This is a genomic window from Streptomyces sp. NPDC002671 (assembly GCF_053592475.1).
Map to the genome: position 1 here is coordinate 468,063 of NZ_JBSFVU010000001.1, position 20,102 is coordinate 488,164.

Here is a 20,102-nt window from a genome sequence, read left to right on the forward strand (position 1 = left end):
CACGGGTCCCGCAGCGGGCACGACGGAGGCATCCTCCACCGGCGACGCACCCAACGGCGGGCGGCTTCCCGCACGCTGTACGGCGGCGCTCGGCGAAGGGCTGACGGAGGAACTCTGGACGTCCTCGGCCTGCCGCTGAACCACGGGAAACACCGGACCGGGCACGGGTCCCGCAGCGGGCACGACGGAGGCATCCTCCGCCAGCGGCGCACCCAACGGCGGCCGGTTTCCCGCACGTTGTCCGGGCGTGCTCGGTGCGGCCGTCTCGGCGACCACCGCAGACCTCAGGGCAGGGACATGGCGTACAGGCCCCGTCACCCGGGGGGCGACCGTCAAGTGGGGCCCCACCCACCGTGGCTGGACGGCGGGGAGGGACACCTTCGACCGGTTTCCGCTCGGCGCGGGCTGCGCACCCGTCTCCGGCGCCTCCTTCGCGGCACGCTGGACGGACGGTCCGGCCGCCCCGGGGATCACCGCGATACGTCGTACGAGCGGAATCGGCGCGGCGGCCGACGGGGCAACGGGCCGTTGGACAGCGGGAGTCGGGGAGGAAAGGACAGTGGGGGAACCCACGGACGACGTGATGTCACGACTCTGCGAAGTTCCGCCCGACCTCCCCTTCCCCACAGTGCGGTTGGCACCGGAGGAGCCACCACGAGCTGGACGTACCGACGCCGACGTCGACTTCGAGCGAGAATCCCCCTGCGCCCCGTCCTCCGACTCCTCGCCCCCTTCGGTCCGCACCGCCCGAAGCACCAGCGCCCCCCCGTCAGCGCTCACAGCGCGCGGGCCGGCCGGGCGAGCCACACCCCGCACCAGCCCAGCCGGAGCCGTCGGCAGCAGCGCATGCCCGAGCCCGCTGTCAAAGGAAGGGTTCTGCCAGGCGGCGAGCGCCGCACGGAAGGTGAGGCCGTCACTCACGCCCAACGGAGCGCGGGAGACCGTCAGTTGAGGTGGGGCGGTGCGGCGCCAACCGCCGTCCCAGTCGCCAGGCATGGAGGAACCCACAGTACCTGATGTACCCGATGCACCCGAAGGATCCGAACCGCCGTCGCCACCGGCATCCGAGCCCCCAGGCACGGCAGAGTCCCGGGCCCCCGACCCGCCCGCCCCGGCGCGGCGGCGCAGCCTGTCCCGCCATGCCATCTACTCAACCGCTTTCGTTCATACGGGTGTTGATACGGGCGATCTCGGCCACCCACTGCTGGCGTTCACCATGCGTGAGATCGAGGATCTCGTCGCGCTCCCAGTGGAAGTGGTAGGCGATGTACGCGATCTCCTCCCGGAGCCGGGGAAGGGCGTACGTCACGATTCCCCCAGGCGCCCACCCGAGAGGTCGACCTCGAAGCCGCCCTCGCAGTGCGGACAGGTGACCGCCGCGCGGGTGTGGCCCTCGCTGTTGACGCGGCGGTAAAAGTCCTGGAGGAACGCCACGTCTGTGGCGTACATCCGCTCGACGATCCCGGCGTGCACATCCGTGATCGTGCCGAGCCGGGTGATCACCTGGCTCAGCAGCACCACGCTCAGATACGCCGGGTTCTCCTTGACCCGCAGGTCGATCTGGGGCCGCAGTTCGTCGCGGGCCGTGGCCAGCCGCATCGAGCCGTACCGGTGCACGGTGCCCGCCTCGTCGACGTACCCGCGCGGCAGCTCGAACTCGAACTCCGTGCGCAGCCCGCTGTTGTCGTCCTCACGGCGCGGCGGGGTGGGGGCCGCCGTCTGCTCCGGCGCCTGGGCGGGCGCCGTCACCTGGAGGAGATCCTCCAGGTTGCCCGCCGTCACCGTACGGCGTCTCATTCGACGACGATCTCCTCGAACGTGATCGTGACCGACTCGGTGGCCGGGGACGACTCGCCCGCCTTAAGGGAGGGGCCCTCCCACTTGGAGGCCCAGCCCTGCATGAGCTGGATACGGCGGACGGTGTTGCCCTCGGTGTCCTTGATCTCGATGGTGAGGTTCTGCCGCGCGGTGTTGACGGCCCCGTTGTTCAGGGTCTCCTTGATCCACTGGGTGAACTCGCTGCTCTGGTCGAGTCCCCGCGTGATCGTGATCTCACCGGCCTGCCGGGCACCCGGCTGCTTGCGAATGATCTGCTTGCCCTCCGCGGTGACCTGCTTGACCTCGACGACATCCTCTTCGACGGTGAACCCGCTGATCTCCTGGATGGACTCCACCAGGTATCCGCCGAGCTGCACGCCGAAGACGTGAGTGGAAAGAGCATCGCCCGTTGCCATGACTGTCTGTCAACCTTTCCTTACAGAACCGGACTCGCGGATCACTCGTCGATGAGGCTGGTGGTGTCGGAGAACTGGGCCAGCCGGAAGACCACGAACTCGGCGGGCTTGACCGGCGAGACGCCGATCTCGCAGACGACCCGGCCCTGGTCGATGGACTCCTGCGGGTTGTTGTCGCGGTCGCACTTGACGTAGAACGCCTCGTCGGCGGTACGACCGAACAGCGCGCCCCGGCGCCATTCCTCGGTGAGGAACGCGGTGACGTTGCGACGGATGCTGGACCACAGCCGGTCGTCGTTGGGCTCGAACACGACCCACTGGGTGCCCAGGAGGATGGACTCCTCCAGGTAGTTGAACAGGCGGCGTACGTTCAGGTAGCGCCAGGCCGGGTCGGAGGAGAGCGTGCGGGCCCCCCAGATCCGGATGCCGCGGCCGGGGAAGGCCCGGATGCAGTTCACGCCGATCGGATTGAGCAGGTCCTGCTCGCCCTTGCTGAGTCGGAGTTCGAGGTCGACCGCGCCGCGGATCACCTCGTTCGCCGGCGCCTTGTGCACACCGCGCTCGGCGTCGCTGCGCGCCCACACGCCGACGACGTGACCGCTCGGCGGGACGGTGGTGTTGCGTCCGAGGGCCGGGTCGAAGACCCGCACCCACGGGTAGTAGAGGGTGGCGTACCGGGAGTCGTAGCCCGCCTCGTCGTTACGCCAGGTGCGCACCTGCTGGGCGTTGAGCCCGGGCGGGGCGTCAAGGACGGCCACGCGGTCGCCCATCTGCTCGCAGTGCGAGATGACGGCGAGCTGCACGGTGCGCACGCCCTCGGCATCGATGTCGCCGCGCTGGTAGGCGCCCATCAGGTCGGGCACCGCGACCATGGTGATCTCGTCGATGGTCTCCAGACCGCCGAACCCGGTACGGGCCGCCGCGTCGCCGACGTACTCGGCGGGGTCGATGCGGGCCAGCTCACCGGAGCCGTTGGAGGCGGGGGCGGCGGCGTCGGGGATCGCGACGGTCTGGGCGGCGGGCTTGGTCTGGGACGCGCCGCGCTGCTCGGTGACCTCGATCAGCTTGGAGGCGCGGGCCTGGGTGACCAGGTAGCCCTTGACGTTCTTGCGGGTGGAGGCGTCGTACGTCTCCACCACCTCGTCGCCGCGCCGGACCAGGACCTTGAAGCGGTCCTCCGGCGGGTTCTCGCCGTCCACGTCGGCGACCTCCACCGACACCCCGGTCATGCCCGGCTTGGCCGCGATCAGGAAGCCGCCGAGTTCGACCGGCGCAGCCGCCTTCGGCTGCCGGCCGCCATTGACCGACGGGCCCGAGGTGGCCTCGGCGGCCCCGCCGATGCGCACCACGTACGCGGCGCCGCCGCCGTTGGAGAAGTACCCGTAGAGCGCGTGGGCGAGATAGGTGCCCTCGGTGAAGCCGCCGAACACCTGGGAGTACTGGTCCCAGCTGGTGACCAGCGTCGGCGCGTGGAACGGCCCCTTCTCGGCGAAGCCGACGAACGCGGCGACGGCCGTGCCGACCCCTTCGATCGGTCGGGCACCGGACTGCACCTCCTCCACGTATACGCCCGGGGTGAGGTACGTCGGCATGCTCGCTCCTTAACGTCCTTACGGTCACCTGTGTCCAGGCCGAGTCTGCGTGGCGTACCGGCACAGCGGCAGGGACCTGCGGACCTGCCCGGGGGCAATACATCTGCCTTTACGGACGCCCCAGGTTGACCGTCCCGACGTCGCCCACCGTTGCCCTCGCGCTGCCCCTTCGGGCCTGGACGCCCCGCTCGCCCCCGCGATGAACTGGAGAGCCGCAGCATGGGCGCCGACGAGGAGGCAGCAGGTGCAGACTTCCAAGCCGCGCACCGGCCGGAGCGAGGACCAGGAACCGGCGCGCGGCCAGGCCGGCGCCCGACGGGAGGCGTCCGGGAACGGCGCCGCCGTACCGCCCCCGCTCACGGCCGCCGCGCTCCAGGCCGCCCAGGGCACGGCGGGCAACGCCGCGGTGGCCGGCATGATCGCCCGCCGGGCACGCACCACGGAAGCCCCGGAGCAGCCCGGCACCGAGGTGCACGACGTCCTGCGCTCGGCCGGCAAACCCCTCGCCGGGCCGGTGCGCCAGGAGATGGAGTCCCGGTTCGACACCGACTTCTCCGACGTACGGCTGCACACCGGCGCCTCGGCGGCCCGCTCGGCCCGTTCCGTCGGCGCGCGTGCCTACACCTCCGGCAGCCATGTCGTCATCGGCGAAGGCGGCGGCGACAAGCACACCCTCGCGCATGAACTCACCCACGTCGTCCAGCAGCGGCAGGGGCCGGTCGCGGGCACCGACCACGGCAACGGCCTGCGCGTGTCCGACCCTTCGGACCGGTTCGAACGGGAGGCCGAGGCGAACGCGCACCGGATCATGGCGGGGCCCGCACCCGTGCAGCGGGCGGAAGCGTGCACCGCGGAGCACTCCGGGCCGGTGTCCTCCGGGGCGGCGGTGATCCAGCGCAAGGGCCATGAGGCGCTCTCGGACAAGCTGCCGGCGGTCGGGTCCGACGGCAACCCCCTGAAGTCCTTCCTCAAGTCCTGGGGGAGCACGCCCGCGCAGGAGTCACCCGAACTGGCGGAGATCCGCGAGGGCATCAAGGCGTACGACGCGGATCCCAAGCGTGACCCGATGCACTGTGCGCAGGTGCTGATGACACTGCTGTTGGCGGTCGGCAGCGCCGAGGAGAACCTCACCAAGGAGTCCGGGACCGCCGCCCGGCACTTCCTGACCGAGGCCCGCACGGCTCTCAAGGCCGAGAACAACCTGGTGACCGAACAGATCGGCAGGGACAGCGACTTCCCCGCCGAAGCACGCGCCCCCTTCGAGGCGATGACCGCGCGCGGCCTGCTCTGGAACGAGGAGACCTGGGCCGACAGCGCCGTGGCGTTCGCCATGAACGGGCCGAGCTATTTCCGCGAACTCTCCGAGATGAACCGGGCCGGTATGGCCAACGAGATCAATACCCGCGGGCGCAAGGACTGGGTGAGCGGTGTCGAACGAAACCTGACAGCCGCGCTGCGGCAGAGCGTGCTGTGCCACTACACCAAGGACGAGGCCCGGGCTGACCTGCTGTCGCAGGCGAACCAGATCAAGTCGAAGGCGGAGCTGCTGAAGGACAACCCCGACGCGGCCAACAACTCCGAGGGCTACGACGCACACGTCCTGGCGAACGAGGGCTTCGTCTTCTTCTTCCTGGAGGCACCGGGCAGCGAGTTCCGCGACACCCGGTTCGGAAAGGTCCGGTTCGAGATCCCGCTCGCGGACTCGCCCCTGGAGTCCCAGGGCTGGCTCATGCTCAGCGACTTCGCCCAGCGTGAGTATCCGGTGATCAAGGCCGACCCCACCGAACCCACGGCCTTCAAGAGTGAACTGCCCACCCGCATGGACAAGATGCCCAAGCAGTTCTCCCGGCCCGTGCGGAATTTCGACCGCGGGATGAACAAGACGGACCTCGACATGATGGAACTCATCATGCAGGCCAAGGCACAGGAGACGGACCCGGAGCGGGCCAACCTGCTCCCCGTCGTCAAGAGCGAGGTCGCGGCGGACGAGTTCAGCACGATGACCTACGGCGCCGGCCACCGGAAGGAGAAGGAGTACAAGGAGCGGATCCGCTCCAACACCCTGAGGGGCAGGGACATCATTCCCGGCCTGGTGGACCGCGCGGTGCTGGAGATCATGCGGATGGAGGACGCCAATCCCGCCTTGGCGAACCGGCTGAAGAGCATGTCCGGCGCGGAACTGATGAAGTTCCTCCTCAAGGACCTCCTGCGTCCGCAGGCGATGCTGCCCAACAGCGTGGATCTCAGCAAGGCCACGAGAAGGTCCAAGCCCTGACCTCGGGCCGGTCGCCTCACACGCCGGCGGCCTGCGCCAGGTACGGCCCGAACTCGCTCTCCAGGACCAGCCGTCCGAGCTTGCGGTACTCCTGGGCGATCGCGGTCACCGTCTGCCGCATGGTGAGCGGCTCGCCGGACTCGGCCGCGAGGTAGGCGGCGGTGACCGCGCAGGCGCGGATCGAGCCGCCGGCCAGTTCGAAGCGGTCGGCGCAGAAGGCGAGGTCCAGGTCGTCGCCCCGGGGCAGTCGGTCGCCCAGGCACCGGTCCCACAGGGCAAGGCGCTGGCCGTCGTCCGGCACCGGGAAGTCCGCGACCACGTCGAGGCGTCGGGTGAACGCCTCGTCCAGGTTGGCCCGCAGGTTGGTGGTCAGCACCGCGATCCCGTCGAACGACTCCATGCGCTGGAGCAGATAGGCCGACTCGATGTTGGCGTGCCGGTCGTGGGCGTCCTTCACCTCCGAGCGCTTGCCGAATATCGCGTCGGCCTCGTCGAAGAGCAGCACCGCGTTGACCGCCGACGCCTCGGTGAAGATCCGCTCCAGGTTCTTCTCGGTCTCCCCGATGTACTTGTCGACGACCGTGGACAGATCCACCACGTACAGGTCCATGCCCAGGTCCGCGGCGACGACCTCGGCGGACATGGTCTTGCCGGTGCCCGACTCGCCGGCGAACAGCGCGATGACACCGCGGCCCCGGCCGCCGCCGGGCCGCATCCCCCACTGCCCGAGCACCTGCTCGCGGTGGCGGGCGCGCAGCGCGAGTTCACGCAGCCGGCGGTGGGTGGTCGGCGGCAGCACCAGATCGTCCCAGCCGACCCCCGGCTCAACGCGCCGGGCGAGCCGGTCCAGCCCGGCGCCGTTCTGCGCCCGTACGGCGGTACGCAGATCGTCGGGACCCACCTGCCGTCCCTCGATGGTGGCTGTCCGCACCGCCGCGTCGGCGGCCCGGCGCAACTGCCCGGAGTCCAGGCGATGCGCGGCGACGGCCCGGGCGAGCGCCTCGACGTCACCGGTCACGGCGTCACCGGCGGCCTGGTCCAGCGCGTGGCGCCAGCGTGCGGCCTGTCGTTCCGGGGAGGGTGCCTCGACGTTCAGCACGACGGGGGTGTCGGCCGCCCATGCCGGATCCCAGCCGGTCGTGCCGTGGGTGAACAGGGGGATGCCGCGTAGTTCGGCGCACAACGACGAGAGCGTTCGGGCTCGTTCGGCGGGTTCTCCGGGCAACGCGGTCAGCGGGCCGAGGACCACACCGGCGCCGGTCAGCCGGGCTTCGAGGGCGATCACCCGGGCGAGTGCCGGCACGTCGGCCGAGCGCCGGGCGAGCGCCACCGCGTCCAGGACGAGCGGGCCGAGTCCGGCCGCGTGCAGGGCGGCGGTGGCCAGCCCCTCGGCGTCGCCGCCCCGGCTGCGCAGATGGACGAGACCGACGCCGGTGCCGACCGCGGCCGCCGCGCGGTGGACGTCCGCGGCCTCGGCGGTCGGGTCCTCCCGGGCCTCGCCGAGCACACCGGTGAGCCGGGCGTCGGGCCGTGTGCCGCCCAGGAGGTGCGCGGTGACCCGGTCGGGGACGGCCAGGACACGAGACAGCGGCGGCCGCTCCGGTTCGGTGACCTCCACCAGACCGTGTGCGATCAGCGGCGCCCCGGGGGCGAGGCGGAACCGGGCGGGCGAGGCGCCGCCGAGTCCGCACAGCTCCAGCGCGAGCCCGACCGTGGGCCGACGGCGTGTCAGGTCATCGTTGAGGTAGCCGTAGAGCCGCTCGAACCGCGCGTCCAGGTCGGGTGCCATCGCGACCAGCAGCAGGTCCAGGTCGAGCGAGGACAGCCCGAACCGCCGGACGAGTCCGTCGAGCACAGACCCCGCCGGCGGCTGCCAGAGTCCCTGGGCGGGCACTAGCCCACCCGGCTCGTCCAGGATCCGCGCCGCCGCTTCCGGGGTGAGGTACTGGCCCCGGTAGGGATCGTCGGGATCGGGGTCCGCGGACCGTCGTACCGCCACGGCCTCCCGTACCCGCGCCTCGACGGCACCGAGCCGCTCCCACAGGGGATCCACACCGGTGTCCCCTCCCGCGCCGACACCGCCCCCGACCGCGGGTTCCACGGTGTACGTCACGCCTGCCGATCCCCCCTGCGCCGCCTGCGCGCCGGGGCCGGCGGCCGTTCACGGGGCCCGGTGAACCCGTCGCGGCCGGGGTCGGTGGCCTCCGTGTAGCGCAGCCGGCGGCCCGGGCTCGTCTCCTCACCCTCGCGGGCGGCGGCGGAGCGCACGACGAGGCCTTCGGTGACGGGCGGCGCGGCGGCCCTGGTCACACCGGCGAGCGGTGCCCGCACCTGTACCCCGAGCGACGCCTTCATCTCTCCGCCGAGCGCCGACCAGACGTCCGCGGCGGCCGGCGCGTCCATGCCCGTCCCGGCGGTCTCCAGGCCCACAGTCAGGCCGAGTTCGGCGAGCGAGCCGGTGAGCAGCCCGGCGGGCAGCGTGTCGTGCGCGACCAGCGCGCCGAGCACCTGGGACAGCAGCCGGTGCTCGTCCTGCGGGCGACTCGCCCAGGCCGTGACCAGATAGGTCAGCTGGAACCAGCGCGGCGGGGAGCGCCGGGCGACGAGGTGTCCATCCTCGTCGTACACCTCCCCGGCACCGGTACCGCGTCGTACGGCGTCCTCGCGGATGTCGTACAGGAAGACGCAGACCGTCGGAGCGCTGCGGCGGGCCGCCCAGTCCCGGGTGGGGGCGTCGAAGACCACCTCGATGCCCGATGCCTCCAGACCGCTCTCGGCGAGCAGCCGCCGCAGGCCCTCGTCGACCTCGTGGATCACCGGCGGGTCACCTCGTCCGGCGGCTGCACACTGCCGTTGACGACCAGGAAGTCGGTCTTCACCGGGGAGAATCCGGGTCCGCTGGCGGTGATGGTGCGCGGCCCGGTCTGGTCCTTGGCGAGGATGAGCAGCTGGCCGATGAACGTGCCGTCGGTCTTCGGGATCGTGGGCGCCGCCGCCGCGGTGATCCCCGGGTTCCACTTGAACTTCACCGGCACTCCCGGCGGGAAGTCCTTGCCGCGCACGGAGGTGACGAAGCCGGGCTTGCCGATGTCCGGCACCGCGACGATGCGCGGCTGGAGGATGCGCAGCCGCTCCTTGGCCGTGTTGTCATTCTTGTTCGCGTCCGTGCCGGTGGTGGTGAGCACGCCGGTGACCTGGCCGGTCATCGCCTTCTTCGGGCTGAGCACGACCCGTACGACGGTGCTCGCGCCCGGCGTGAGGTCGGGCAGCGCGCACATCCAGTTCTGGTCGCAGCCCTCGGGCGGCCCGCTGTTGGGCAGCCCCGAGGGCAGGCCGATCTTCAGCCGCAGTCCGGTGGCCAGCGCGTTGCGGCCGTTGCGAACGGTGTACGTCACCACGACGCGCCCGCCGACATAGCCGGGGTTCGGCTGGGCCGTGACCCGCACCCCGGGCCCGGCCTTCGGCTCCTCGGGCTCCGGGGGCACCGTGGGCGGCGTGGTGGGGGTCGGGGTGGGCGTGGAGCTCGGGGGCGGCGTCGAGGGGGGCGGTGTCGAGGGAGGCGGTGTCGAGGGGGGCGGTGTCGAGGGGGGCGGTGTCGCCTCGCGCACCGGCACCACGGTCCGGCCCGTGTTGTCGCTGGGCTGCGGGTCCAGGACCGTGCCGGTGACCGACCAGTCGACCGGGGCGTCGCCGGGGGTGACTCCGGTGAGCGTGACGTCCACCGGCACGGTGGTGCCGGGTTCCACCACGCCCAGGTCGCACTGGAGCGAGGAGGCGTCGCAGGTGCCGCCGGGCCGGCTGATCCCGGTGACCTGCACGCCGGTCGGCGGCGCGACGGTCAGGCGGGTGCCGGGCGAGGCGGCGGGGCCGTTGTTGACCACGTCGACGCGGACCGTGGTGGAGTCGCCGACGGTGACCTCCGGCGTGGTGCCGGGCGCACGGACGGCGAGGTCCACGGACTGCTGGACGGTGGGTTCCTTCTGGCGGCCCGCGAGTTCGGTGGTGAGTGGGGTGATATCGCCGGAGTCGACGTCCAGGAGGCTCAGCTTCTCGGGGCTGTTGACCGCGGCCTCGGCACGGGAGCTGAATACCAGGCTCTTGCCGTCGGCGGTCCAGGCGGCGTCGCGCGGCTGGTGCGGTCCGGTGGTCGTGGTGTCCGGCAGCTCCCGGCCGCAGGCGCTGGACTGGCCGCGGGCGACGGTGGGCAGCAGCACCTGGCAGTCGTCGCCGGACACGGACGTCAGGAGGATGCCGTTCTCCTCGTCGATCCGGCCGGCGCCGTTCTTGCGGTTGAAGGCGATGCTGCGCCCGTCCGGTGAGAACGCCGGGCTGTCGTCGATGACCGCGCAGTCGCCCGGGCAGTTGGCGGCGCTCAGGTCACGCTGCTGGGTCAGGTCGTTCACGGGCACGGTCCACACGTGCTTGTTGCCGCCGCCCCCGTTGATCTCCATGTTGCGGGTGAAGGCCAGGGTGGTGCCGTCGGACGACCAGGTGGGCTGGGCGTCCTGGCCCTGGAGCTGCCCGGCCGGCGGCACGATCTCGCCGGTGATCGCGCCGGTGGCGACATCCGCGATGAGGATGCGGCTGGCTCCGGCGGCATCGCCGACGCCGCCCGGCGAAGTCCGGGTGAAGGCGAGGTACTTGCCGTCCGGGGAGAACGTCGGGTCGGTGTCCCAGTCGTTCGCGCCGCGTCCCGCGAGCGGCAGCGGCGCCGCGTTGGAGCCGTCGGCGTCGGCCATCCAGATCCGCTCGATCCGGCCGTCGGCGCCGTCCTCGAAGCGGGTGAGGACGATCCGGCGGCCGTCGGGCGTGTAGTTCTGCCGCTCGGTCCACGGGTCGTGGCCGGCCGCGGGCTGGAACAGCGGGTCCTTGGCGGGGTCGGTGTTGGTGTCGGCCGCGGGATCCTCGTTGAGGATCGTCAGACCCAGGTCGCGTGGGTCGGAGCCGTCCGCCCGGGCGTCCTGGAGTGTCACCACGTGCGGGTTGGCCGCCGAGGTGCGCTCCACCACCGCCCTGCCGCCGTCCATGGAGCCGAGCCAGGTGGGCGACAGGACGTTCCGGTCCTCGTTGAGCACCAGCGAGGGGACCTGGTCGGAGTGGGCGGTCGAGCGGAACACATGGTCCCAGTCGCCCTCGCACTGACAGGTGATCTCGGGGCTGAGGAACAGCACACCGTCCCCGTCGGGCAGCCACGCTGCCCCGTGGGCCCGCCAGGTTGCCTGCGCGCCCCCGAACAGCGGCTCGTCGGCGGTCCCGTTCGTGATCCGCAGCCGGGTCACGGACTGCCCGTCGACGGTCGTGGTGGCGGTGTACGCGATCCAGTCGCGGTTGACGTCGTCGTCGACCGGGTTCCAGGCCGGCTCGGAGGCCGTGCCGTTGGCGGGATCGGTGATCCGGGTGGCGGTGCCACCGCTCAGGGCCCGTACGTAGATCTGCCGGCCGACCAGCGGGTCGCTGTCGTCGGCGTACGCGATGCGCTGCCCGTCGGGGGAGACCGTCGGGTCCTCCTCGTTCGCGGACGTGTCGGTCAGCCGGGTCAGGCCGGTGCCCTCGGTGCGCACCAGCCACAGGTCGCGCTGGGTCCCGCCGCCCAGTCCTCCGGACTCGGCCGCGTCGAACACCACCGACTGGCCGTCGGGGGTCAGTTGGGGGTGCGCCGCGTCCATGCCGCTGGTGAGCCGTCGTACCGAACCGTCGGCGGCCCGCAGATAGACCTGCGGGTCCTTCTCGTCGCGGCGGCTAGCGAAGACCATCTGGTCGCCGAGGGCGGACGGCTGCGTGTCGTAGTGGACCGGGCCGTCACCGAACAGCGGGGTGCTGGAGGTGGTGGAGGCGACCTCACCGAGGCTGCGGTGGCCGGTGCCCGCGTACGCGACCCGGGTTTCCGCGGCGTCGGCAGCCGCCGCGGGCTCGGCGCTGCCCGGCCCGGCCGCCACTGTCACCCCGAGCAGGGGGATCAGCAGCAGGAGCGAGGTGCCGAGTCTCCCCAGGCGGTACCGCCCGCCGGGGCCAGCGGTTTCCATCACGGTCCCCTTCGCAGTCTGATGCGGCATCTGGATGTGCCCCCGCCACCGTCTACCGGCCGCGCGCGGGACGGCAGGGCTCGGGGGCCGCACCCGGGGGAAGCACGCGGTGTGCTTTCGGGCACCGCCGCCTTCCCCTCCGCCGTCGGGCGGTCCGTCGAACGGGCCTGTCAGATCAGCCCGTTGCGCAGCGCGTAACCCACCGCGTGGGCCCGGTTGCGCAGTTGGAGTCGCGTGATGATCTCGTGCAGGACGTTCTTGACGGTTCTCTCGGAGTACGAGGTCTTGCGGGCGATCTCCGCGGTGTCCAGGCCCTCCGACACCAGGCGCAGCATGTCCGCCTCGCGCGTGGTGAGCGTGGACAGGGACAGGGCCCCGGGGTCGAGCGCCGAGCGCTGGAGATTGCCGACGTGACTGAGCAGTTCGCCGAGCAGATCGCCGGGCAGCACCCCCTCACCGTTGGCCGCCGCCAGGACCAGCCGCATGAGCTGGTCCTGATCGGCCTCGGCGCGGCGCAGCACCGCCGACACACCGCACTCGATGACGCGTTGCAGCCCGCCGGCCCCGAGGGTGCCTATCACCAGGCCGGTGCGGGTGGCGCTGTTGTACCGCAGCCGGTTCAGCAGGGCGGCCACGTCGTCGTCGATGCCATCCACGACCACCAGCGAGACCTGGGCCCGCTCCGCGTCGGCGTCGTCCACCAGTTCGACCTCGGGGCGCTGGCGCAGTTGCTGGACGACACCGACCCGCAGCACGGGGTCGGCGGCGTAGACGGCCACGCTTGCCCGGGTCGGGCCGCCGGAGCGAGAGGTGCGGTGGATCGAGCCGGTCCGGAGGAGATCACGTGTCGTGGTGTCGGACATGGCAGGACCGTTCTCCTCTGCGCGGAACATGGGATACCTGTTTTCATGAGTCAGTGGGGGGTTGAGTGATACAGCGCGAGGCGATCACGGGTCAGTGGTGCACCGAAGGCGGCTCGCCACAGTAAGAGCCCACCGCTACCAGGGAGTTGACAGTGGCTTGACGGGCAGCGTCACTGCCCGCGCATTGCCCTCCCGTCCCTCCCCCGCCTCCCGGGCACCTTCCTACGGTGAGGGCGTGACGCCTTCCGCAGCCTCTTCCGGTCCCGGTGCGCCCGGCCTCGACATCCCGGCCGTGACCGTGACCCCGGGTGACATCGCCACCACCAGCCTGACCGTGCGCAACGACAGCGACATCGTCGAGGCGTACGACCTGAAGGTCGTCGGCGACTGCGCCGCCTGGACCATCGTGGAACCCGAGCGCGTCTCCCTCTACCCCGGCACCTCCGAGACGGTGACGCTCCGTCTGGCGCCGCCGCGATCCCCGGAGATCCGGGCCGGCGAGATGCCCCTCGGCGTACGGGTCCTGCCGAACGAGCACCCCGAGTCGGTCAAGGTCCTCGAAACCACCGTGCACGTCGGGGAGTTCCACGAGCTGAAGACCGAGCTCGCCCCACGCCGCCGGCGTGGCTGGCTGCGCGGCCGCTATCTGCTGGCCGTGCGCAACCAGGGCAACACCCCGGTGCAGGTACGCTTCGCCCCCGGCCAGGCCGGCGAGGAACTGGGGTTCACCTTCGCCCCGGCGGAGCCGAAGCTGGAACCCGGGGAGTCGACGGAGGTCCGGCTGCGGGTCCGTACCGCCAAGCCGGTGTGGTTCGGCAACCCCGTGGTGTGGCCGTTCACCGTGGACACCCGCGAGACCGGCGAGCAGGAGGAGACGGCGGAGGCCCGCTGGGACGAGCCCGTCGTCCGGCCGCCGCTGGACGCGGAGTTCGTCCAGATGCCGATCTTCCCGAAGTGGCTGCTCGCAGTGCTCGCCGCGCTGCTCGCGCTGTTGCTCGCCTGGTTCGCGCTGGTCCGTCCCGCGGTGCGCAGCGCCGCCAAGGAGGCGGCCACCGAGGCGGTACAGCCGCGTACCACCCCGCCCGGCGACCAGGCGGGCGGAGAGTCCCCCGGCACCGGCACGAACAACCAGCCCGGCGGCGGCCAGGAGTCGGGGGCGGCGACCGGATCGGGCGGGGGCGGGGGCGGGGGCTCCTCGGCCGAGGGCGGCACCGCGACCGGCGCCGGTCAGCAGAGCTCGGCGACCATCGACCTGAAGACGGGCACCGGGCAGACCAAGACCGGCACCTACAAGGTGCCGGAGAACAGCATCTTCGGGGTCACGGACATCGTCGTCGCCAACTTCCAGGGCGACGAAGGGGTGATGACGATCACCTTCGGCGACCGCAAGATCACCACGATCGCGCTGGAGACGTTCCGCAACCAGGACTACCACTGGGTCACCCCCATCAAGATCCCCGAGAACGACACGGTGACCATCAACGTGACCTGTGCGAAGCCCGGTACACCGGCCACGGGCCAGCAGGCGCAGGAATGCCACGAGGTCCTCAATGTGAGCGGATCGCTCAGCCGCACCACCGAGTGAATCGGACGTTCTTCTTCCGGCTCATTGTCGACCATTAGTGCCTACATCTGTAAAGCTCGGTATCCCTTTCGGCCGGAAATCGATAACCCGGGTCTCAAAAGCAGCACCTGCGCCGGCTTCCCGCGGGCCTGGTTGAGCCGGCTGCGCACGGTGCCGACCGGTACCTCGCAGACGTCGGCGTTTTCCTGGTAGGAGGTGATGCCGCTGAAGCGCCGCAGCATCAGCACCAGCCGGGCGCCCGAACCACCACGGGTCGCGGGCCCCGGCAGGGCAGGGCCCCCTGACCGACGTCGCAGCGGGGCCAGGGCGAACCCTGCCAACTGGCCACCCATGGTGATCGAGTAGGCCTCGCGGTCCGGGGCCGTGAAGTAGCTGTCCAACCAGCAATGCCGAACGTGCCATCCGCCGACAACTCCAACGGCAGAAACTCATAGAAGTCGTGCAGATGCAACTCCAGCAGTTTCGCCAGGGCAGGTTTGCCATCAGCCCCGACAGCGGCGAGTTCAACACGGCACATGTCCGTTGTAGATGGTGAATTCAGCGATCGACCACCAGTTACTCGCGACATTGCCGGTGTTGACGACCTTGACGTACACGTACACGTCCGCGCTAGGCGCATAATCGCCGATGTTGCTGCCGGAATGGAGCAGGATCTTGTCGAACGTCTGCGTCTGCCCCATGTCGACTTGGATCCACAGGCCGTCGTACTGGCCTGTTCCGGAGCTGTACCGGGTGTCGGAATTGCCGTCCAGCATGTTTGCGGGACCGTCGTTGTACGGGCTTGTGTCCGAGGTCGTTGCCGTCCAGCCCGTGCGCGACAGCGCGGGGCCCAGGTCTATGACGTCGAAGGAAGCTCCACCTGCGTCTGCTCCGTCGGCTCCGTTCACCGAGACCTTGTACGTCCCCACCGGAAGCCCGCTCGGCACGTACGCTCTGATGCTCGTGTCCGACCAGCTGTCAATTTCGGCGAAGCGCTTCCCGAAACGCACTGTACCGAGCCCCTGCGCGTCACCGAAATGAGAACCGCTGATCGTGAACTTGGCACGCGGTATGCCTTGCTTCGGCTTCAGGCTTCCGAAGACCGGTGCGGGGAAGCTTGACAGCTTCTGCGTGGTGAACATCGCCGACGTCCCGCTCGGCAGGGTGTAGGTGTACGAGCCGTCGGCGGACACCGACCCGGTTCGGGGCCTCGCAGGCCGCCACGGCCGCGGAGGAAGTCCCCAGAGACAGTGCCGACGTGAGGTGCAGGTGGGAACAATCGCACCGTGCCCTCATCCAGCGCGACATCTCCACCACCTCCCCCGCCGAAGCAGATCGCGAGGCAGGAGAGGCCACGAAGGAGGCACTGAAGTCGCCGACAACGGCGGGGAAGCTGAACATGGACAGGGTGACGCACGCGCTCGGTCTCGTGCTGAAGGGGGTGTCGCTGTCAGTGGCTCTGCGTCCAGTCCCGCGCTCAACGACTGACCCGCGCGTACGCGGCCTGGTCACGTCTCCGACGTCTTGGCTCGACCGCGCACCGCTCGATGAGGATCTCCAGGAAACCTGGGTCGGGGGTCGACCCGGCCGCCAGGGCCGCCTGTAGCCGGACCGACGAGCCCTCGGCGCTCAGGGCGTCGGCCACACGGCCCTTCTGCGACGCCGCGGGTGAGCGCGCAGGAGACCCGTTCGGCAACCCCCATGTCTCGCTCGGCCTCGGCGCCGACGAGGTGCTCGACTTGGCCGACAACCGACCGAGCGAACGTCATGACGCCTCGTCAGAATCAGCGTCGAGCGAGCGTCAAGACGGTCCCCAGCCGCCCCTCACGGAGGTGAGACGGAGCGCTCCCACCCTGTGCCCGTTCGCGAAGCCGCAGGTGAGACACGTGGCAGGAACCTGCGACACGCTCCACGCGGTGGACTCCCGGAAACAGATCGACTTCACTCGTCATCAATCGACCTCGCCCACAAAGCAGCAGGTCAGGAGCCCTTTTGCGCAGGCTCCAGAATCGCCACGCACTCCACGTGATGCGTCATCGGAAACAGATCGAACGCCCGAAGCATCCGCACCCGGTACCCGCCCTCCCGGAAGTACCCCAGGTCCCGGGCCAGCGCAGCGGGATCGCAGGCGACGTACGCGATTCGGCGTGCTCCCAGCGAAGACAGGTGCTCGACCGTGTCGCGGCCCGCGCCGGCCCTCGGCGGGTCGAGGACGATCAGGTCGACCTCGGTGATGCCGGTGCGCGGGAGGACCGATTCGACCTTGCCCTGTTCGATGCGGACTCGGGGGAAGTCGGCGAGGTTGTGGCGCGCGTCCTCCACCGCCCGCTTGCCGGACTCGATGCCGAGGACCGCGCCCTTCTCGCCGAGTCGGTCGGCCAGCGCCCCCGCGAACAAACCCACTCCGCAGTAGAGGTCCAGAGCCATCTCGCCCTTGCGCGGGAGCAGGCCCTGCATGACCGCCGTCACCAGGGTGTCCGCGGCCTTCGGATGGACCTGCCAGAAGCCGCCGTTGCCCACCCTGTACGTACGGCCGTCGGCGCGTTCGCGGACGAAGGGGCGGCCGTGGACCCGGTGGATGCCGCCCGACTTCTCGTCGACCCGGAGGACCGAGACCGGCTTGTCCAGCTCCACCAGGGGGAGGCGGGCGCCGGGGCGGGGGGTGAGGATGACCTGGCGGTCCTGCGAGCCCGTCGCCGCGATCGCCTCCACCGACTCCATGCCGGTCCAGTCGCGCTGCTCGATGCCCAGCTCGCTGACGCCCTCGGCCGCGATCATGCAGTGCTCGATCGGCTCCACCTCGTGCGAGCGGTGGCGGCGCAGGCCCGCCCGGCCGGTCGTGGCGTCCACGGCGTACTGGACGCGGGTGCGCCACTGCGGTACCTCGCCCGCCGGCAGCTTGTCTCCCTCGGCCGGCATCACCGTGCCGTCCCAGCCGGCCTCCTCCGGCGTGAGGCCCGCGAGCCGCTTGAGCTGCTCGGCGATGACCTCGCCCTTCAGGCGGCGCTGGGCGCCCGGCTTGGCGTGCTGCCAGTCGCAGCCGCCGCAGCGGCCGGGGCCGGCGTAGGGGCAGGGGGCCTCGACGCGGTCCTTGGAGGGCTCCAGGACTCGTACGGCGTCCGCACGCAGGAAGCGCGCGCCCTCCTCGCCCTCCGTCACCCGGGCGACGACCCGCTCGCCCGGCAGCGCGTGGCGGACGAACAGGACCTGGCCCTCGGACGTACGGGCGATGCAGTGACCGCCGTGGGCGACGGGGCCGATCTCGACCTCGTACTCCTCCCCCACCAGCGACTTCTTCGGTTCTGCGGGCATGGCGGGGTGACTCCAGATCGGGAACGGGAAACGGCCGGACAACAGCCCACCAGTTTACGTGGCTGTCGTCCGGCCGTTCACCACCGGCCGGATCCCGGGCTCAGAGTGAAGCTCGAACTCAGTCCTTGGTCGCCGACGGCTCCTTGGGCCGCTCCCCCGCCGGGCCGCGCCGCACCGCACCCGGCGCGCTCCACTCCTGGCGCCTGCGGGCACGGAGCTTCGCCGCCTCGGAGGACTGCAGCTGGTAGGGCACGGAGGTGACCATCACACCCGGTGTGAAGAGCAGGCGGCCCTTCAGGCGCAGGGCGCTCTGGTTGTGCAGCAGGTGCTCGTACCAGTGGCCGACCACGTACTCGGGGATGATCACGGAGACCGCGTCGCGCGGGGACTCCGTGCGCAGGCTCTTGACGTACTCGATCACCGGGCGGGTGATCTCGCGGTACGGCGAGTCCAGGACCTTCAGCGGTACGTCGACGCCACGCCGCTCCCACTCCTCGCGCAGCACCTTGGTCTCCGCCGGGTCGACGTCGACGGTCACTGCCTCCAGGCCGTCCGAGCGCATCAGCTGGGCGTAGGCCAGGGCGCGCAGGGTGGGGCGGTGGATCTTGGAGATGAGGACGACCGAGTGGACGCGGGAGGGGCGGACGCTGTCGTCGGAAGGGCCCTCGGGGGCCGCGAGCTCGTCGGCGACGCGGTCGTAGTGCCTGCGGATCGCGGTCATCGTCAGATAGAAGAGGCACATGCCCAGGAGGGCGACCCAGGCGCCGTGCGTGAACTTCGTGACGAGGACGACGACGAGCACCAGGCCGGTGAAGAAGGCGCCGAACGTGTTGATCGCGCGGGAGCGGATCATGTGGCTGCGCTTGGCCGGGTCCTGCTCGGAGGCCAGGTGGCGGTTCCAGTGCCGGACCATGCCGGTCTGGCTGAGCGTGAAGGACACGAACACGCCGACGATGTACAGCTGGATCAGGCGCGTGGAGTCGGCGCCGTAGATGACCGTCAGCAGGGCCGCGGCGCCTGCGAGCAGCACGATGCCGTTGGAGAAGGCGAGGCGGTCGCCGCGGGTGTGCAGCTGGCGCGGCAGGTAGCGGTCCTGGGCGAGGATCGAGCCGAGCAGCGGGAAGCCGTTGTACGCCGTGTTGGCCGCGAGGAACAGGACCAGGGCCGTGGCCGCCGCGAGGACGATGAACAGGAAGCTGCCCTTGCCGAACACCGCCTCGGCGACCTGGGAGATCACCGGGTTCTGGACGTAGCCGGAGCCGAGCGGGTGGCCGTTGTGGATCAGGTCGGTGGCGGGGTTCTCGGCCATGCGGACCTTGGTCGACATGGCGAGGACGATGATCCCGCAGAACATGGTGACGGCGAGCCCGCCCATCAGCGCGAGCGTCGTCGCCGCGTTCTTGGACTTGGGCTTGCGGAAGGCCGGGACGCCGTTGGAGATGGCCTCCACGCCGGTGAGCGCGGCACAGCCGGAGGAGAAGGCGCGCAGGAGCAGGAAGACCAGGGCGAAGCCCGCGAGGCCCTGGTGTTCGGCCTTGATGTGGTAGTCGGCCGTCGGGGCGTGCATGGTGTCGCCGAGGACCATGCCGCGGAAGGCACCCCACGCGATCATGACGAAGACGCCGCCGACGAACACGTACGTCGGGATCGCGAAGAGCTTGCCCGACTCCTTCACGCCGCGCAGGTTCATCAGCGTCAGCAGCACGATCACGGCGACCGCGCACAGCACCTTGTGCTCGACCACGAAGGGGACCGCGGAGCCGAGGTTCTCGATGCCGGAGGCGATGGAGACGGCGACGGTGAGGACGTAGTCCACGAGCAGGGCGCTGGCCACGGTCAGGCCGGCCTTGGGGCCGAGGTTGGTCGTCGCCACCTCGTAGTCGCCACCGCCACTCGGGTACGCGTGCACGTTCTGCCGGTAGGAGGCGACCACGGTGAACATCAGCACGACGACCGCGACGGCGATCCAGGGGCTGAAGTGGTACGCCGACACTCCCGCGATGGAGAGCACCAGCAGAACCTCGCCGGGCGCGTACGCGACGGAGGACAGCGGGTCGGAGGCGAAGACGGGGAGGGCGATGCGCTTCGGCAGGAGGGTCTCGCCCAGCCGGTCACTGCGCAGAGCGCGCCCGATCAGGATCCGTTTGGGCACGTCGGTCAGTTTGGACACGAGAGAGGATCGTAAGGCGTCGAACAGGCTGCCGCCCAGCCGGTCGCCCTTATCTGCTTCAAGAGTGAA

15 protein-coding genes are annotated in these 20,102 nt (G+C 70.8%); 2 read left to right on the plus strand and 13 right to left on the minus strand.

All coding sequences use genetic code 11. The features are described 5' to 3' along the window. Positions 1-1,150: 1,150 nt before the first annotated feature. The 4 genes from ACWD35_RS01980 to ACWD35_RS01995 are packed head-to-tail and all read right to left on the minus strand — an operon-like array spanning position 1,151 to position 3,826. The gene (locus ACWD35_RS01980) at positions 1,151-1,309 is read right to left on the minus strand and encodes a DUF6760 family protein (protein WP_451349166.1); all 159 of its coding nucleotides are present in this window, start codon (positions 1,307-1,309) and stop codon (positions 1,151-1,153) included. Further along, positions 1,306-1,797, minus strand: coding sequence for a hypothetical protein (locus ACWD35_RS01985; protein ID WP_451349167.1), 492 nt, complete (start codon positions 1,795-1,797; stop codon positions 1,306-1,308). Before ACWD35_RS01985 ends, ACWD35_RS01980 begins: the two co-directional genes overlap by 4 nt. Next, the gene (locus ACWD35_RS01990; RefSeq protein ID WP_041127466.1) at positions 1,794-2,234 is read right to left on the minus strand and encodes a phage tail protein; all 441 of its coding nucleotides are present in this window, start codon (positions 2,232-2,234) and stop codon (positions 1,794-1,796) included. Before ACWD35_RS01990 ends, ACWD35_RS01985 begins: the two co-directional genes overlap by 4 nt. 41 nt (positions 2,235-2,275) lie before the next feature. Next, on the minus strand, positions 2,276-3,826 hold the full coding sequence (locus ACWD35_RS01995; RefSeq protein WP_451349168.1) for a phage tail sheath family protein: 1,551 nt from the start codon (positions 3,824-3,826) through the stop codon (positions 2,276-2,278). Between the two features lie 244 nt (positions 3,827-4,070). On the opposite strand from ACWD35_RS01995, the gene ACWD35_RS02000 reads away from it, so the two are divergent. Continuing rightward, positions 4,071-6,101 (plus strand): eCIS core domain-containing protein, encoded by a 2,031-nt coding sequence (locus tag ACWD35_RS02000; protein WP_451349169.1) that lies wholly within the window; start codon positions 4,071-4,073, stop codon positions 6,099-6,101. Positions 6,102-6,117: 16 nt separating this feature from the next. Here the strand turns inward: ACWD35_RS02000 and ACWD35_RS02005 are convergent, their stop codons facing one another. The 4 genes from ACWD35_RS02005 to ACWD35_RS02020 form a co-directional block, all read right to left on the minus strand. After that, positions 6,118-8,214, minus strand: coding sequence for an ATP-binding protein (locus ACWD35_RS02005; protein WP_451349170.1), 2,097 nt, complete (start codon positions 8,212-8,214; stop codon positions 6,118-6,120). Further along, the gene (locus tag ACWD35_RS02010) at positions 8,211-8,918 is read right to left on the minus strand and encodes a DUF4255 domain-containing protein (RefSeq protein WP_451349171.1); all 708 of its coding nucleotides are present in this window, start codon (positions 8,916-8,918) and stop codon (positions 8,211-8,213) included. The genes ACWD35_RS02005 and ACWD35_RS02010 overlap by 4 nt, the downstream gene beginning before the upstream one ends. After that, a complete protein-coding gene (locus ACWD35_RS02015; protein ID WP_451349172.1) occupies positions 8,915-12,124 on the minus strand; it encodes a hypothetical protein in 3,210 nt (1,069 codons plus the stop codon). The genes ACWD35_RS02010 and ACWD35_RS02015 overlap by 4 nt, the downstream gene beginning before the upstream one ends. A 170-nt stretch (positions 12,125-12,294) precedes the next feature. Beyond that, positions 12,295-12,987, minus strand: coding sequence for a LuxR C-terminal-related transcriptional regulator (locus tag ACWD35_RS02020; RefSeq protein WP_451349173.1), 693 nt, complete (start codon positions 12,985-12,987; stop codon positions 12,295-12,297). A 235-nt stretch (positions 12,988-13,222) separates the two neighbouring features. Between ACWD35_RS02020 and ACWD35_RS02025 the strand changes: the two genes are divergently transcribed. After that, positions 13,223-14,572 (plus strand): COG1470 family protein, encoded by a 1,350-nt coding sequence (locus ACWD35_RS02025; RefSeq protein ID WP_451349174.1) that lies wholly within the window; start codon positions 13,223-13,225, stop codon positions 14,570-14,572. Positions 14,573-14,613: 41 nt separating this feature from the next. Here ACWD35_RS02025 and ACWD35_RS02030 read toward each other — a convergent pair whose 3' ends face one another. The 5 genes from ACWD35_RS02030 to ACWD35_RS02050 all read right to left on the minus strand — a co-directional run bounded on the left by ACWD35_RS02030 (position 14,614) and on the right by ACWD35_RS02050 (position 20,033). Then, the gene (locus ACWD35_RS02030) at positions 14,614-14,952 is read right to left on the minus strand and encodes a hypothetical protein (RefSeq protein ID WP_451349175.1); all 339 of its coding nucleotides are present in this window, start codon (positions 14,950-14,952) and stop codon (positions 14,614-14,616) included. A 123-nt stretch (positions 14,953-15,075) separates the two neighbouring features. Continuing rightward, positions 15,076-15,744: a discoidin domain-containing protein gene (locus ACWD35_RS02035; RefSeq protein ID WP_451349176.1), complete on the minus strand. Its 669-nt coding sequence runs from the start codon at positions 15,742-15,744 to the stop codon at positions 15,076-15,078. A 284-nt stretch (positions 15,745-16,028) separates the two neighbouring features. Beyond that, positions 16,029-16,196 carry a hypothetical protein gene (locus ACWD35_RS02040; protein WP_451349177.1) on the minus strand — a complete coding sequence of 56 codons (168 nt, stop codon included), beginning with the start codon at positions 16,194-16,196 and terminating at the stop codon, positions 16,029-16,031. A gap of 335 nt (positions 16,197-16,531) precedes the next feature. Further along, positions 16,532-17,863 carry a class I SAM-dependent RNA methyltransferase gene (locus ACWD35_RS02045; protein WP_451349178.1) on the minus strand — a complete coding sequence of 444 codons (1,332 nt, stop codon included), beginning with the start codon at positions 17,861-17,863 and terminating at the stop codon, positions 16,532-16,534. 118 nt (positions 17,864-17,981) lie between these two features. Then, positions 17,982-20,033: an APC family permease gene (locus tag ACWD35_RS02050; protein WP_451349179.1), complete on the minus strand. Its 2,052-nt coding sequence runs from the start codon at positions 20,031-20,033 to the stop codon at positions 17,982-17,984. Positions 20,034-20,102 lie beyond the last annotated feature (69 nt).